Annotated in this window: 12 protein-coding genes; 11 read left to right on the top strand and 1 reads right to left on the bottom strand. The window is 67.4% G+C overall.

The features are described from left to right. The first annotated feature begins 24 nt into the window (after window positions 1-24). The 4 genes from ASF63_RS10775 (at window position 25) to ASF63_RS10760 (ending at window position 5,398) form a co-directional block, all read left to right on the top strand. Entirely contained in the window at window positions 25-1,194 is a 1,170-nt protein-coding gene (locus ASF63_RS10775) for a glycoside hydrolase family 1 protein (protein WP_056513513.1), read from the top strand. A 43-nt stretch (window positions 1,195-1,237) separates the two neighbouring features. Beyond that, the gene (locus ASF63_RS10770; RefSeq protein ID WP_056513510.1) at window positions 1,238-2,779 is read left to right on the top strand and encodes a molybdopterin-dependent oxidoreductase; all 1,542 of its coding nucleotides are present in this window, start codon (window positions 1,238-1,240) and stop codon (window positions 2,777-2,779) included. Between the two features lie 38 nt (window positions 2,780-2,817). Then, a complete protein-coding gene (metG, locus tag ASF63_RS10765) occupies window positions 2,818-4,410 on the top strand; it encodes a methionine--tRNA ligase (RefSeq protein ID WP_056513507.1) in 1,593 nt (530 codons plus the stop codon). A 94-nt stretch (window positions 4,411-4,504) separates the two neighbouring features. After that, complete coding sequence (locus ASF63_RS10760) at window positions 4,505-5,398, top strand: TatD family hydrolase (protein WP_056513505.1); 894 nt, start codon at window positions 4,505-4,507, stop codon at window positions 5,396-5,398. Here ASF63_RS10760 and ASF63_RS10755 read toward each other — a convergent pair. After that, window positions 5,377-6,636, bottom strand: coding sequence for an MFS transporter (locus ASF63_RS10755; RefSeq protein ID WP_056513503.1), 1,260 nt, complete (start codon window positions 6,634-6,636; stop codon window positions 5,377-5,379). The genes ASF63_RS10760 and ASF63_RS10755 overlap by 22 nt on opposite strands. Window positions 6,637-6,691: 55 nt before the next feature. Between ASF63_RS10755 and rsmA the strand changes: the two genes are divergently transcribed. The 7 genes from rsmA to ASF63_RS10720 all read left to right on the top strand — a co-directional run bounded on the left by rsmA (window position 6,692) and on the right by ASF63_RS10720 (window position 14,921). Beyond that, the gene (rsmA, locus tag ASF63_RS10750) at window positions 6,692-7,561 is read left to right on the top strand and encodes a 16S rRNA (adenine(1518)-N(6)/adenine(1519)-N(6))-dimethyltransferase RsmA (RefSeq protein ID WP_056513500.1); all 870 of its coding nucleotides are present in this window, start codon (window positions 6,692-6,694) and stop codon (window positions 7,559-7,561) included. A 9-nt stretch (window positions 7,562-7,570) separates the two neighbouring features. Further along, on the top strand, window positions 7,571-8,638 hold the full coding sequence (mgrA, locus tag ASF63_RS10745; protein WP_056312376.1) for an L-glyceraldehyde 3-phosphate reductase: 1,068 nt from the start codon (window positions 7,571-7,573) through the stop codon (window positions 8,636-8,638). 13 nt (window positions 8,639-8,651) lie between these two features. Continuing rightward, complete coding sequence (locus tag ASF63_RS10740; protein WP_056513497.1) at window positions 8,652-9,584, top strand: 4-(cytidine 5'-diphospho)-2-C-methyl-D-erythritol kinase; 933 nt, start codon at window positions 8,652-8,654, stop codon at window positions 9,582-9,584. 113 nt (window positions 9,585-9,697) lie between these two features. Then, window positions 9,698-10,711, top strand: coding sequence for a LacI family DNA-binding transcriptional regulator (locus ASF63_RS10735; RefSeq protein ID WP_056513495.1), 1,014 nt, complete (start codon window positions 9,698-9,700; stop codon window positions 10,709-10,711). 155 nt (window positions 10,712-10,866) lie between these two features. After that, on the top strand, window positions 10,867-12,387 hold the full coding sequence (gene mmsA / locus ASF63_RS10730; protein ID WP_056514853.1) for a multiple monosaccharide ABC transporter ATP-binding protein: 1,521 nt from the start codon (window positions 10,867-10,869) through the stop codon (window positions 12,385-12,387). Further along, entirely contained in the window at window positions 12,384-13,739 is a 1,356-nt protein-coding gene (gene mmsB, locus ASF63_RS10725; RefSeq protein ID WP_056513492.1) for a multiple monosaccharide ABC transporter permease, read from the top strand. The genes mmsA and mmsB overlap by 4 nt, the downstream gene beginning before the upstream one ends. A 60-nt stretch (window positions 13,740-13,799) precedes the next feature. After that, a complete protein-coding gene (locus ASF63_RS10720) occupies window positions 13,800-14,921 on the top strand; it encodes a sugar-binding protein (RefSeq protein WP_056513488.1) in 1,122 nt (373 codons plus the stop codon). Window positions 14,922-14,984 lie beyond the last annotated feature (63 nt).

Genomic DNA, 14,984 nt, shown 5'->3' with positions numbered 1-14,984 from the left:
CATCGCAAGACGAAAGGAGCACTCGTGCTCACATTCCCTGACGGCTTTCTCTGGGGCGCTGCGACCGCAGCCCATCAGGTGGAGGGGAACAACACGACCAGCAACTGGTGGGCCATGGAGCATGCTCCGGGTTCGCCCATGGTCGAGCCCTCGGGCGACGCCGCCGACCACTTCCACCGGTACCCGGAGGACATGCGTCTGCTGGCGGACGCCGGTCTGAACTCGTACCGCTTCTCGATGGAGTGGGCGCGCATCGAGCCGGAGCGCGGCTTCGTGTCTCGCGCGATGCTGCACCACTACCGCCGCATGATCGACACGGCGCGCGAGAACGGACTCGACCCGACGGTGACGCTGATGCACTTCACGGTGCCGCAGTGGTTCCAGAAGGACGGCTTCTGGCGTGCCGACGACGCGGTCGACCTGTTCTCGCGCTACGTCGAGACGGTGCTCCCGATCCTCGAAGGCGTGAAATACGTCTGCACGATCAACGAGCCGAACATCGCGGCGATGCTCGCCGGGGGAGAGGATGCGGCCAACCTCGTCGCGTTCGGCCTGCCGAACCCCGACCTCGCGGTCGCCGACACGCTGCTCGACGCGCACCACCGCGCCTCCGAGATCCTGCACTCCGTCTCGGGCGTGCAGGCCGGATGGACGATCGCGACGCAGGCCTTCCACTCCACGGGTGAGCCGGGGGCCGACGAGATGCTCGCCGAGTACGGCGACCCTCGCGACCACTGGTACCTCGACCAGTCGGCTGGCGACGACTTCGTCGGCGTGCAGGCGTACACGCGCACCTTCATCGGCCCCGAGGGGCCCCGGCCCGTCGCGGACGATGTCGAGACGACGCTCACCGGGTGGGAGTTCTTCCCCGAGGCACTCGAGATGGGCGTGCGCAGTGCGTGGGAGCGCAGCGGCGGCGTGCCGGTGCTCGTGACCGAGAACGGCATCGCGACCAGCGATGACACGCGCCGCATCGCTTACACGCAGGGCGCCCTCGAGGGGCTGCACCGGGCGATCTCCGACGGCATCGAGGTCAAGGCGTACCAGCACTGGAGCGCGCTCGACAACTACGAGTGGGCCAGCGGATTCCGCCCGACCTTCGGTCTGATCGGCTTCGACCACCAGACGTTCGAGCGCTCCCCGAAGCCCTCGCTCGCCTGGCTCGGCGAGGTCGCACGTCGCAACGGGCTCTGAGCAGGGTAACCCCGGGGCACTGCCCCGGGGTTACCCTCGGATCATGAGCCATGCAACCCGTACGACGCGCGGTGACAGGCTCCGATCGGCGGCCGCGGGGCTGAGCGCGGCGGTCGCCGCGGTCGGCCTGGCAGAGCTCGTCGCGGCGGTGGTCGAGCCGAGCGCGAGCCCGTTCGCGGTGATCGGCAGCGGCCTGATCGATCTCGCCCCCAGCTGGGCGAAGGATGCGGCCATCGCGCTGTTCGGCACCGGCGACAAGATCGCGCTGCTCACCGGGATCGCGATCGTGCTCGTGGCGGTGGCCGCTGTCGCCGGCATCCTGGAATCCCGCCGAGCGGGTGTGGGATCCGCGATCCTCGCAGCGCTCGGCGTGCTCGCCCTCGTCGCCGCCATGATCCGCCCGGGCGCGGGTCCGTTCGCCTGGCTCCCCGGTCTCGTCGCCGGCGTGACCGCGGTCGTCGCCCTGCGGCTGCTCATGCGCAGGGTGCATCCGATTCCCTATCTTCGCGCCGAGCACGAGGAACGCCGTCAGTTCCTGCTCTGGACCGCTGGCGTGGCCGCCACCGGGGTCGCGGCGCTCGTCATCGGCACCGCCGCACGCGGTGCCACCCGCTCGATCGAGGCGGTGCGCACCATGCTCCGGCTGCCTGCCCCGACGACGGCGGCTCCCGCCGTGCCTGCCGCCGCCGAGCTGGGCATACCCGGTCTCGCCTCGGTCGTCACCTCGAACACCGAGTTCTACCGCATCGACACCGCGCTCATCGTCCCGCGCATCGACCCCGCCGACTGGTCTCTGCGCATCCACGGGATGGTCGAGCGCGAGGTGGTGATCTCGTGGGACGAGCTGCTGACCCTGCCGATGACGGAGTCGCACGTGACGCTCGCGTGCGTGTCGAACGAGGTCGGCGGCGATCTGATCGGCAACGCCCGCTGGCTCGGCCACCCGATTCGCGAACTGCTTGCCCGCGCGGGAGTCGACTCGGATGCCGACATGGTGCTGTCCCGGTCGTCCGACGGGTTCACGGCGTCGACGCCGATCGAGGCGCTCACCGACGACCGCGACGCGCTGCTCGCCGTCGGGATGAACGGCGATCCGCTGCCGATCGAGCACGGATTCCCGGTGCGCATGGTGGTGCCGGGGCTCTACGGCTACGTGTCGGCGACCAAGTGGGTGACCGAGCTGGAGGTCACCAGGTTCGACCGGGCCACCGCCTACTGGACCGACCGCGGATGGTCGGAGCGCGGACCGATCAAGCTGCAGTCGCGCATCGACGTGCCCCGCCGCGGGACCCGGCTCGAGCCGGGGGACTCGGTGATCGCCGGTATGGCGTGGCAGCAGCACGTCGGCGTCGACGGTGTCGAGGTGCGGATCGATGAGGGCCCGTGGCGACGCGCCGAGCTCGCGACGGCGATCTCGGCCGACACCTGGGTGCAGTGGCATCTGCCGTGGACGGCTGAGAGCGGAGCGCACACGATCGAGTGCCGTGCGATCAGCGCGGACGGCGAGACCCAGACGTCCGATCCGGCGGACGTCGTGCCCGACGGCGCTCAGGGGTGGCACCGCATCGAGGTGTCGGTCGCCTGAGCGTAACGACGCCCCGCATCCCACCTAGAATTGTCCCCATGCCCGCAGGCGAATCGTTCTACATCACCACGCCCATCTACTACCCCTCCGATGTGCCTCACATCGGTCACGGGTACACCTCGGTGGCGGTCGACGCGCTCGCGCGCTGGCACCGTCAGGGCGGCGATGACACGTGGATGCTCACGGGCACCGACGAGCACGGCCAGAAGATGCTCCGCGCGGCGGCGGCGAACGACGTCACCCCGCAGGAATGGGTCGACAAGCTCGTGACCGAGGCGTGGTTCCCTCTGCTGGAGACCCTCGACGTGGCGAACGACGACTTCATCCGCACCACGCAGGAGCGGCACGAGACGAACGCTCAGAAGTTCTGGCAGACGATCTACGACCGCGGCTACATCTACGCGGGCGAGTACGAGGCGCTCTACTGCGTGGGCTGTGAGGAGTTCAAGCCCGAGTCCGAGATCCTCGACGGCACCGGTCCCTTCGAGGGGCTGAAGGTCTGCGCGATCCACTCCAAGCCTCTCGAACTGCTGCAGGAGAAGAACTACTTCTTCAAGCTCAGCGAGTTCCAGGACCGCCTGCTCGAGCTGTACAAGACACAGCCCGACTTCATCCGCCCGGAGTCCGCTCGCAACGAAGTCGTCTCGTTCGTTCGCCAGGGCTTGAAGGATCTCTCGATCTCGCGCTCGTCGTTCGACTGGGGCATCCCCATCCCGTGGGACACCTCGCACGTGCTGTACGTCTGGATCGATGCGCTGCTCAATTACGTCACCGGCGTCGGCTACGGCGCGGATGAGGACACCTTCGACCGCCGGTGGCCCGCGTATCACGTGGTCGGAAAAGACATCCTGCGCTTCCACGCCGTGATCTGGCCAGCCATGCTGATGGCAGCGGGCCTCGATGTTCCGAAGGGCGTGTTCGCGCACGGGTGGCTGCTCGTCGGCGGCGAGAAGATGTCGAAGTCGAAGCTCACCGGCATCGCTCCGACCGAGATCACCGACGTCTTCGGCTCCGACGCCTACCGCTACTACTTCCTCTCCGCGATCGCGTTCGGGCAGGACGGCTCGTTCTCGTGGGAAGACCTATCTGCCCGCTATCAGGCCGAGCTCGCCAACGGCTTCGGCAACCTCGCCTCGCGCACCACGGCGATGATCGAGAAGTACTTCGAGGGTGTCGTGCCGCCGCCCGCCGAATACACCGAGAACGACCTCGCGATCCAGAAGATCGTGGCGGATGCCGCATCGAACGCGGATGCCGCGATCGAGCAGTTCCGCATCGACGAGGCCATCTCGTCGATCTGGACCATCGTCGACGCGCTCAACGGCTACATCACGGCAAACGAGCCGTGGGCGCTGGCCAAGCAGTCGAACAGCGGAGACGAGGCTCAGCGCGGTCGTCTGGGAACGGTGCTCTACACGTGCGCCGAGGGCCTGCGCGCTCTCGCCGTGCTGCTCTCGCCGGTGATGCCGCAGTCGACCGAGAAGCTCTGGGTCGCCCTGGGCGCCGCCGAGAGCCTCGGACGCCTGCAGGACCAGCCGATCCGCGACGCCGGAGCCTGGGGCGTGCTGCGCCCGGGCACGAGCGTCAACGGTCTCGCACCGCTGTTCCCGCGCGTGGAGTCCACCGCCTGAGCCGCTTTTCGTCTCGCTTCGCTCGCTCAACGAACGGGATGAAGACGATTTCATCGGTCGTTGAGCGACGAGCGGAGCGAGGAGACGAAACGCTGTGGCGGACACCTACGTGAAGGCACGAGGCGGCGACGGACGCAAGGATCTCCGGTACCCGGCGGCACCCGAGCCGCTCGCCGTGCCGGTCTACGACAACCACGCGCACCTCGAGATCCTCGACGGTGACGAACCTCTGTCGCTGACCGAGCAGCTCGACCGGGCCGAGGCCGTGGGCATCGCGGGCGTCGTGCAGGCCTCGGGCGACATCGAGTCGTCGCGCTGGGCCGTCGAGGCCGCGGCATCCGACCCCCGCGTGCTCGCGGCAGTCGCGATCCACCCGAACGATGCGCCCGCGTATGCCGAGCAGGGGCGTCTCGGCGGTGTCGGTCTCAGTGATGCGATAGCGGTGATCGACGAGCTCGCCGCGCACCCGCGCACCCGCGCGATCGGCGAGACGGGGCTGGACTTCTTCCGCACCGAGCCCGAGCGCCGCGCGCCGCAGTTCGAATCGTTCGAGGCGCACATCGCACTCGCCAAGAAGCACGGCATCGCGATGCAGATCCACGACCGTGACGCGCACGACGAGGTGCTCGAGACCCTGGCTCGTGTGGGGGCTCCCGAGAAGACCGTGTTCCACTGCTTCTCGGGCGATGACGCGATGGCGAGGATCTGCGCGGATGCCGGGTACCACCTGTCCTTCGCGGGCAACGTCACGTTCAAGAACGCGCAGAACCTGCGCGATGCCCTGAAGGTGACGCCGCTCGATCGCATCCTCGTCGAGACCGACGCCCCGTTCCTCACTCCGACGCCGCTGCGCGGACGGCCCAACGCCCCCTACCTCGTGCCGATCACGGTGCGGTTCATGGCTGCGGAACTCGGCATCGAGGTCGACGAATTGTCGGCCCAGATCGCCGTCAACACGCTGAGGGTCTACGGCTCGTTCAGCGACTGATCCACAGGTGCTGCGCTGACGATCTGCGAGATCGGCTTCCAGACCAGCAGCAGTGTGAGCGCAGCGCCGACGAACGCGAACCACCACGGCGCCGTGAGCCCCCATACCTGGGCGATCACTCCGCCGAGAGCCTGGCCGATCACCATGCCGCCGAACACCCCGACCATGTTGACGGATGCGACCCTGCCCTGCAGCTCGGCCGGCACCAGACGCTGACGCACGGTGGTCGAGATCGTGCCCCAGACGAAGGCGTAGGCGCCGAACACGAACATAATCACGAGCGCCACCCATCCGGCGGTCGTGAGGGCGAAGGCCAGGTGCATCAGCACCTCGAGCGACAGCACCACGCGCATCAGGGTGGCGAACGACACGTGGCGTTCGAGCCACCCGAAGCTCATCGTGGCGAGGATGCCGCCCGCAGCGGATGCCGTCGTCAGCGCTCCGTAGCCCACGGCGCCCATGTTCAGGTGCTCGGTGGCGTAGAGCACGAGCACGCCCCAGGGCGCCGCCCACGTCACGTTGAACACGAGGATGATCAGCACGAGCATCCGCACCGGCGGGTTCTGCCACAGCCAGCGGAGTCCCTCGCCGATGTCGGTGTGGACGTGCGACTTGACGCCCTCGCCTGCGGCCCGGGGAGGCACGGGCGTCCGCGCCATGCGCGAGATCAGGACGACCGCGAGGAGGACGCAGAGGATCTCGAGCAGGAACGGCCAGGCCGTGCCCGCGGCGAAGAGGAACGCGCCGAGCGGGGGACCGGCGAACTGATTCGCGACCAGGTATCCCGCCTGCAGTCGCGCGTTGCCGACACCGAGATCGGCAGGCTTGACGAGCATCGGCAGCAGCGTGCTGCCTGCTGTGTCGACGAACACCTCGGCCGTGCCGTAGAGGAAGGCCACCGCGAGCACGATCCAGATGTTGGCCGTGCCCGTCAGCAGGAAGACGCAGAGGCCGGCGAGCACGACGGCCCGCGCGGCGTTGGCGACCATCACCAGGCGTCGGCGGTCGAACCGGTCGGCGATCGCTCCCGCATGCAGGCCGAACAGCAGCCACGGAAGGAACTGCATGATGGCGCCCGCCGCGACGAGGATCGGCGACGACGTCATCGACGCGATGAGCAGGGGAGCGGCCGCGAGAGCGACACCGTCTCCGACGTTGCTCGTCCACGATGACGCGAGCAGCCAGCGGAAATCCCTGCCCATGCGCCGAGGAGCGATCAGTTCACCGAGGGAGGGCATCACAGCAGACTACTGGCCGGTTCGGACACTGATGGAGGTGGGGGACAATGGAGCAATGACAGTCACCCTGCTCGGCGCCACCGAGATCCGCCGGCTCGCCGCCGAGCTCGATGTCACCCCGACCAAGAAGCTCGGCCAGAACTTCGTCGTCGACGCCAATACGGTCCGCAAGATCGTGCATGCGGCGCGGGTGCAGCCGGGGGAGCGGGTCGTCGAGGTCGGGCCGGGGCTCGGCTCGCTCACGCTCGCGATCCTCGAGGCCGGGGCCTCCGTCACCGCCGTCGAGATCGATCACCGGCTCGCCGCCCGACTCTCGCAGACCGTCGTCGAGCATGGAGTACCGGCCGAGATGCTCACGGTCGTCGACGCCGACGCGCTGCGCATCACCGAGCTGCCCGGCGAACCCACCGTGCTCGTGGCCAACCTGCCCTACAACGTCTCGGTCCCGGTGCTGCTGCACTTCCTCGAGAACTTCTCCTACCTGAAGCGCGGTGTCGTGATGGTGCAGGCCGAGGTCGCCGAGCGCATCGCGGCCAAGCCCGGCTCCAAGATCTACGGCACCCCGAGCGTCAAAGCAGCCTGGTACGGCGAGTGGAAGCTGTCGGGCACCGTGTCTCGTCAGGTCTTCTGGCCGGTCCCCAACGTCGACAGCCTTCTCGTCGGCTTCGACCGGTCGGAAGGCGAGCGCGGCACGGAGGACGAACGCCGACTCACCTTCAAGATCGTGGATGCCGCCTTCAACCAGCGCCGCAAGATGCTGCGACAGGCGCTGTCCGACCTCTTCGGCAGCTCAGCCGCGGCATCCGAGATCCTGATCGCGGCAGGAGTCGCGCCGACCGCTCGTGGCGAGGACCTCACGGTCGATGACTATCACCGTATTGCGCGGCACGTCGCTCAGATCGAAGACGCCGTCGTCACCGACTAACCTGGCACCGTGACCGACTCTCCTCGCTTCCGTCCGAACATCCCCGAGCTGCACCGTCCGTATGCCGCCGACGAGAGCCGCTACCAGCAGTTCGAGTACCGCCAGGTGGGCACCTCCGGCCTGTTCCTGCCGCCGATCTCGCTCGGGCTGTGGTGGAACTTCGGCGACAACATCCCGCTCGACAACCAGCGCGCGCTGCTGCGTCATGCGTTCGACCGCGGCATCACGCATTTCGACCTCGCGAACAACTACGGCCCGCCCTACGGCTCGGCCGAGAAGAACTTCGGCCGCATCTTCGCCGAGGACTTCCGCCCCTACCGCGATGAGCTGATCATCTCGTCGAAGGCCGGCTGGGACATGTGGCCCGGACCCTACGGCGACTTCGCGAGCCGCAAGTACATCCTCGCGAGCGCGGAGCAGTCCCTGACCCGCATGGGGCTCGACTACGTCGACATCTTCTACTCGCACCGCGCCGACCCGGTGACTCCGGTCGCCGAGACGGTCGCGGCGCTCGACACGCTCGTGCGCCAGGGCAAGGCCCTCTACGTCGGGATCTCGTCGTACAGCGCCGAGCGCACGGCAGAGGCGGTCGCCGTCGCCACCGAGCTCGGCACGCCGCTCGTGATCCATCAGCCCGCGTACTCGATCCTCAACCGCTGGGTGGAGGACGGTCTCACCGAGACCCTCGAGCAGGCGGGAGTGGGCGCGATCGCGTTCACGCCGCTCGCGCAGGGCCTGCTCACCGACAAGTACCTCGGCGACGGCACCGCGGCGCGCGCGCAGAAGCGCGGCTCGCTTCCCGAGGCTCCGCTGTCGGATGCCGCGGTCGAGACGCTCCGCTCGCTGAACGAGATCGCGAAGGAACGCGGGCAGTCGCTCGCGCAGCTGGCGATCCAGTGGACGCTGCGCAACCCCGTGGTCGCCTCCGCGCTGGTCGGAGCGTCGCGCCCCGAGCAGCTCGACGAGAACATCGCAGCGGTGAACGGCCCCGCCTTCACCGACGAGCAGCTCACCCGCATCGACGAGGCCGCAGGCTCCATCGACGTCGACCTGTGGGCGTCCTCCACGGAGCTGTGACGGGAGCCCCGAGATGAGCTTCGCCGCCCCCGTCGACTCGGTTCATGTCCGCGCTCCGGGAAAGATCAACGTCTATCTCGGCGTGGGAGGCCGTCACGATGACGGCTATCACGCGCTCGCGACGGTGTTCCAGGCGGTGTCGCTGTATGAGGACGTGATCGCCAGGCACGCCGACGACTTCTCGATCACGGTATCGGGCGTCGATGACCCGGACGCCGTGCCGCTGGATGATCGGAACCTCGCCATGCGGGCCGCGAAGCTCCTCGCCACGGCGGCGGAGTACGACGGCGGCGTCGCGCTCGAGATCCGCAAGAGCGTGCCGGTCGCCGGTGGCATGGGCGGCGGATCGGCGGATGCGGCCGCAGCCCTCGTCGCGTGCGATGCCCTGTGGGGCACCGGCTTCTCGACGGCGCGTCTGCACGAGCTCGGCGCTCGTCTCGGCGCCGACGTGCCGTTCGCGCTGCACGGCGGCACCGCTGTCGGCACCGGTCGCGGTGACCAGCTGAACCCGGCGCTGGCCCGCGGCCGCTTCGACTGGGTGCTCGTCCAGAGCGATGAGGGGCTCTCGACGCCGGTGGTCTATGCCCGGCTCGACGCCCTGCGCGATGACGAGGGCGCTCTCGCCGACGATCCGCCCCTCTCCCTGGAGGTGCCGGCACCGGTGCTCCAGGCGCTGCGCTCGGGAGATCCGGATCTGCTGGCCGAGAGCATCTACAACGATCTGCAGGAGGCCGCTCTCTACGAGCGCCCTGAGCTCGAGACGACGATCCTGCGCGGCATCCATGCCGGAGCCCTGCAGGGGATCGTGTCGGGCTCCGGCCCGACGGTCGCGCTGCTGTGCGCGAGCCCCGAGGGCGCGCAGGAGGTGCAGTCGCTGCTGCGCGAGCACGGCCTCGAGTCGCTGCATGTGCATGGCCCTGTGCAGGGCGCCCGCATCATCTCCTGAGCGGTCGCGGTACCCGCTCGACACACGCGCGGCACCGGCTCGGCGTGCGCTCGGCGTGCCTGGCATACATAATGTAGAGACGATGTGACCGTGCACATACGAGGAGGTCTGTGATGTCGACGGCCTCCGAGCGTGCCCGCATGCCCAGCATCCGCGACGTCGCGCGCCTCGCAGGAGTGTCGCATCAGACCGTCTCCCGAGTGCTGAACGACCACCCGAGCATCCGCCCTGAGACCAAGGCCAAGGTGCTCGACGCCATCGCGGTGCTCGACTACCGCCCGAATCTCGCTGCCAGGGCGTTGGTGACGAGCAAGTCCAACATGCTCGGCATCCTCGCGGCGACGGTCGGCGAGTTCGGCCCCACCTCCTCGATCGTCGGCATCGAGGATGCGGCGCGCGAGGAGGGGTATTCGGTCTCGACGCTGAACCTCTCGGCCACGACTCCCGAGGCCATCGGGAGTGCGCTCAGGCAGCTGGCTCGAGAGCAGGTCGACGGCATCGTGGTGCTGGCGCCGCAGGTGCGGGCGTTCCATGTGCTTCGTGGAATGGCGGTGGAGATCCCGTTCGTGTCGCTGCAGACCGCGTCCGGCTCCGACGGGGTGAGCCTGTCGGCCGACCAGGTCGCCGGTGCACGCAAGGCCACCGAGCACCTGATCGGGCTCGGGCACAGCGACATCATCCACATCGCGGGCCCGCAGGACTGGATCGAGGCGGAGTCGCGCATGCGCGGCTACCTGGATGCCCTGCGCGAGGCCGACCTGCCGACCTTCCCGCCCATCCGCGGAGACTGGACGGCGGATTTCGGCTACTTCGCAGGGCAGGAGCTGTCGCGTCGTCGTGACTTCACCGCGGTGTTCGTCGCGAACGACCAGATGGCGATCGGTCTGCTGCACGGTTTCCGTGACGCCGGCATCCGTGTGCCGGAGGACGTGAGCGTCGTCGGGTTCGACGACATCCCGGTCGCGGCCCATGTCGCGCCGACGCTCAGCACGGTGCACCAGGACTTCCCCGAGCTCGGCCGCCGGGCCGTGCGTCTGCTGCTCGCCCAGATCCGCGGAGAGCAGACGCCGCAGTTCGGGCCGCTGCAGACGACCCTGCGCACCAGGGAATCATCGGCCGCTCGATAAGGCCACAATTTCGCTCGTGGTCTTGACACCGCCTGAGCGAGCGTAGACTATGTAATCCAATGTGAACGGTCACATCGAGTGTGACCGCCCGTCGCGAGGAAGATCTTGTGAGCACCACAGCAACGTTGCCGGTCGTGTCAGGCCCCATCCTGGAGATGCGCAGCATCACCAAGGAGTTCCCGGGAGTCAAGGCGCTGTCCGACGTGTCCATCACCGTCCGCGCAGGAGAGATCCATGCGATCTGCGGGGAGAACGGCGCCGGGAAGTCGACTCTGATGAAGGTCCTCTCCGGCGTGTACCCCTACGGCACGTACGACGGGGAGATCCTGCTCTACGGCGAGGAGCAGCGCTACCGCGACATCGCGGCCAGCGAGCAGGCGGGAATCGCGATCATCCACCAGGAGCTCGCGCTGATCCCCGAGCTCTCGATCACCGAGAACATCTTCCTCGGCAACGAGATCCGTCACTTCGGCCGTATCGACTGGCAGGCGCAGCGCCAGCGCACGGTCGAGCTGCTCGCCCGTGTCGGTCTGCGTGAAGACCCCGATGTGGCGATCAAGACCCTCGGTGTCGGCAAGCAGCAGCTCATCGAGATCGCGAAGGCGCTCAACAAGGACGTCAAGCTGCTCATCCTCGACGAGCCGACCGCGGCGCTGAACGAGAACGACTCGCAGCACCTGCTCGACCTGATCCTCGGCCTCAAGGCCAAGGGGATCGCATCGATCATGATCAGTCACAAGCTCAACGAGATCGAGCAGATCGCCGACGAGATCACGATCATCCGCGACGGCCGCACGGTCGAGACCCTCGACATCTCGCGCGGCGAGATCAACGAGGACCGCATCATCCGCGGCATGGTCGGCCGCTCGCTCGAGAGCCGCTACCCCGACCGCACGCCCGAGATCGGCGAGGTCTTCTTCGAGGTCAAGGACTGGTGGGTGCAGCACCCGACGGTCTCCGAGCGCATGGTCGTGAAGGGCTCGAGCATCAACGTCCGCCGCGGCGAGGTCGTCGGCATCGCAGGCCTCATGGGCGCCGGTCGCACCGAGTTCATGATGAGCCTGTTCGGTCGCTCGTACGGCACGTTCCTGGGCGGCCAGGTCATCAAGGACGGCCGGGAGATCTCGATGCCCGACGTCTCGTCCGCGATCAAGCACGGTCTCGCGTATGTCAGCGAGGACCGCAAGGTGCTGGGTCTCAACCTGCTCGACACCATCAAGCGCTCGGTCGTCGCGGCGAAGCTGTCGAAGATCTCGAAGCGCGGCGTGGTCGACGAGCGCCAGGAGTTCTCGATCGCCGAGCAGTACCGCAAGGCGCTGCGCATCAAGGCGCCGAGTGTCGAGGAGGGCGTCGGCAAGCTGTCCGGCGGAAACCAGCAGAAGGTCGTGCTGGCGCGGTGGATGTTCACCGACCCCGATTTGCTGATCCTCGACGAGCCGACCCGAGGCATCGACGTCGGAGCGAAGTACGAGATCTACGCGATCATCAACGAGCTCGCCTCCCAGGGCAAGGGCGTGATCGTCATCTCGAGCGAGCTGCCCGAGCTCCTCGGCATCTCCGACCGCATCTACACAGTCTTCGAAGGTCGGGTCACCGACTGCATCCCGGCCGACCAGGCGACACCCGAGGCACTCATGCGCAGCATGACCTCCGCGAACCAGAAAGCACCCGCATGACCACCGACCTCACGACAACGAAGCGTGGCTTCCACTTCAGCGACATCCGCAAGATGTTCGGAAGCAACGGCACTTCCTCGCTGCGCCAGTTCGGCATCCTGGGCAGCCTCATCGTCATCATCCTGTTCTTCGAGGTCATGACGCTGTTGAAGAACCCCGCTGGCGCGACGCTGACCCCGGGCAACCTGATCAACGTCATCAACCAGTACTCGTTCATCCTGATCCTGGCGATCGGCATGGTGATGGTCATCATCATGGGCCACATCGACCTGTCGGTCGGATCCGTCGCCGCCTTCACCGGCATCATCGTGGCGAAGTCGATGGCCGACTGGAACCTCCCCTGGCCGCTGGCGATCCTGCTCGGCCTGGGTGTGGGAGCTCTGGTCGGTGCCTGGCAGGGATTCTGGGTCGCCTACGTCGGCGTGCCCGCGTTCATCGTGACGCTCGCCGGAATGCTCTTCTTCCGTGGCGCCCAGCAGTTCATCGGTGACGCGCAGACCATCCCGGTGCCCAAGGGCTTCCAGTACATCGGAACCGGCTACCTTCCCGAGGTCGGCCTGCCGCTGCCGTTCAACGTGCCGACGATGATCCTCGCGCTGCTCGGTGTCGCCTGGCTCGTCTTCTGGGAGATCCGCACCCGCCGCATCCAGCACAAGATGGGTTCCGACAGTGCTCCCGTGTGGGTGAGCACGGTCAAGGTCGTGCTGCTCTCGGTCGTCGTCCTCGCCGCCGGCTGGATGTTCGCCACCGGTCGCCCCGGCACGAGCTTCCCGGTCCCGGGCATCATCCTGCTCGCGCTCGTGGTCATCTACTCGTTCGTCACCCGCAACACGGTCTTCGGCCGTCACATCTACGCTGTGGGTGGCAACCGTCAGGCCGCACGCCTCTCGGGTGTGAAGGATCGCTGGGTCGACTTCTTCGTCATGATGAACATGTCGATGATGGCCGCTCTCGCCGGAATGATCTTCGTCGCCCGTTCGCAGGCATCCGGCCCGAACGACGGTACCGGCTGGGAGCTGGACGCGATCGCATCCGTCTTCATCGGTGGCGCTGCCGTCGCCGGCGGTATCGGAACGGTCATCGGGTCGATCATCGGTGGTCTCGTCATGGCCTTCCTCAACAACGGTCTGGCCCTTCTCGGCCAGGGCGCCGACGTCGTCTCGATGATCAAGGGCCTCGTGCTGCTGCTCGCGGTCGGCATCGACGTGTGGAACAAGCAGCAGGGTCGCCCCTCGCTGATCGGCTTCATGATGCGTCGTTCGAATCGCAAGGACGACCCGGAGGCCACGCCGACCTTCGAACCCAACAGGACTTACCAAGCCCCGCCCGTCGACAAGACGAGGGCCGAGTAAGCGGACTCTCCGCGCAGTGCTCGCACGCAGAATCCGTCACATCACACAGAAAGAGATCACATGAAGAAGATCATCGTCACAGCGACAGCGCTCGTCGCGACGGCTGCCTTCGCCCTCACCGGCTGCTCGGCAGAGCGCGGTGGAGACACCGGCTCGGGCTCCGGCGACGAGGCCGCAGCAGGCTTCGCGGCCGACTCCTCGATTGGTGTCGCGCTCCCCGACAAGACCAGTGAGAACTGGGTCCTCGCCGGTCAGCTGTTCACGGACGGGCTGGAGAAGGCCGGCTTCAAGGCCGACGTCCAGTACGCTCCCGCGAGCAACACGGTCGCCGAGCAGCAGAACCAGATCCAGGCCATGGTCACCAACGGTGCCAAGGTCATCATCATCGGTGCCAAGGACGGCAAGCAGCTCGCCACGCAGGTGCAGGCGGCCAAGGACGCCGGCGCGTACGTGATCGCGTATGACCGTCTCATCGAGAACACCGAGGCTGTCGACTACTACGTCGCGTTCGACAACTTCAAGGTCGGCCAGCTGCAGGGCCAGGCTCTGCTCGACGGTCTCGCCGCACGTGCGGGCCACGAGGCTCCGTACAACATCGAGCTCTTCTCGGGTTCGCCTGATGACGCCAACTCGAAGGTCTTCTTCGACGGCGCCATGGACGTCCTGCAGCCGGAGATCGACAACGGCAACCTGGTCGTCGTCTCGGGTCAGACCGAGATCGCCCAGACCGCGACCGAGGGCTGGCTCGCGGAGAACGCTCAGAACCGCATGGACACGCTGCTCACCGGTTCGTACAGCGGTGACACGGTTCTCGACGGCGTGCTGTCCCCGAACGACACCCTTGCTCGCGCCATCATCACCTCGGTGCAGCAGGCCGGCAAGCCGGTTCCGGTCGTCACGGGTCAGGACTCCGAGGTCGAGTCGGTGAAGTCGATCATGGAGGGCATCCAGTACTCCACGATCAACAAGGACACCGCGCTGCTCGTCGAGCAGTCGATCAAGATGGTCGGCCAGCTGCAGAAGGGCGAGGACGTCGACGTCAACGACGAAGAGTCGTACGACAACGGCGCCAAGGTCGTTCCGGCATACCTGCTCGACCCGATCATCGTCACCAAGGAGAACGCGGCCGAGGCATACGCCAACGTGCCGAGCCTCCTCGAGATCGTGAAGTCGTACCAGTAAGCGATTAGTCCTCGCCAAGGGCAAACGAGGGGCCGTCCGGGTCATACGACCCGGGCGGCTCTT

The sequence above is a fragment of the Microbacterium sp. Leaf320 genome (assembly GCF_001423485.1).
GTDB lineage: Bacteria > Actinomycetota > Actinomycetes > Actinomycetales > Microbacteriaceae > Microbacterium.
Note: the sequence above shows the minus strand (reverse complement) of the source record. Positions and strands in the feature narration are given on the sequence as shown.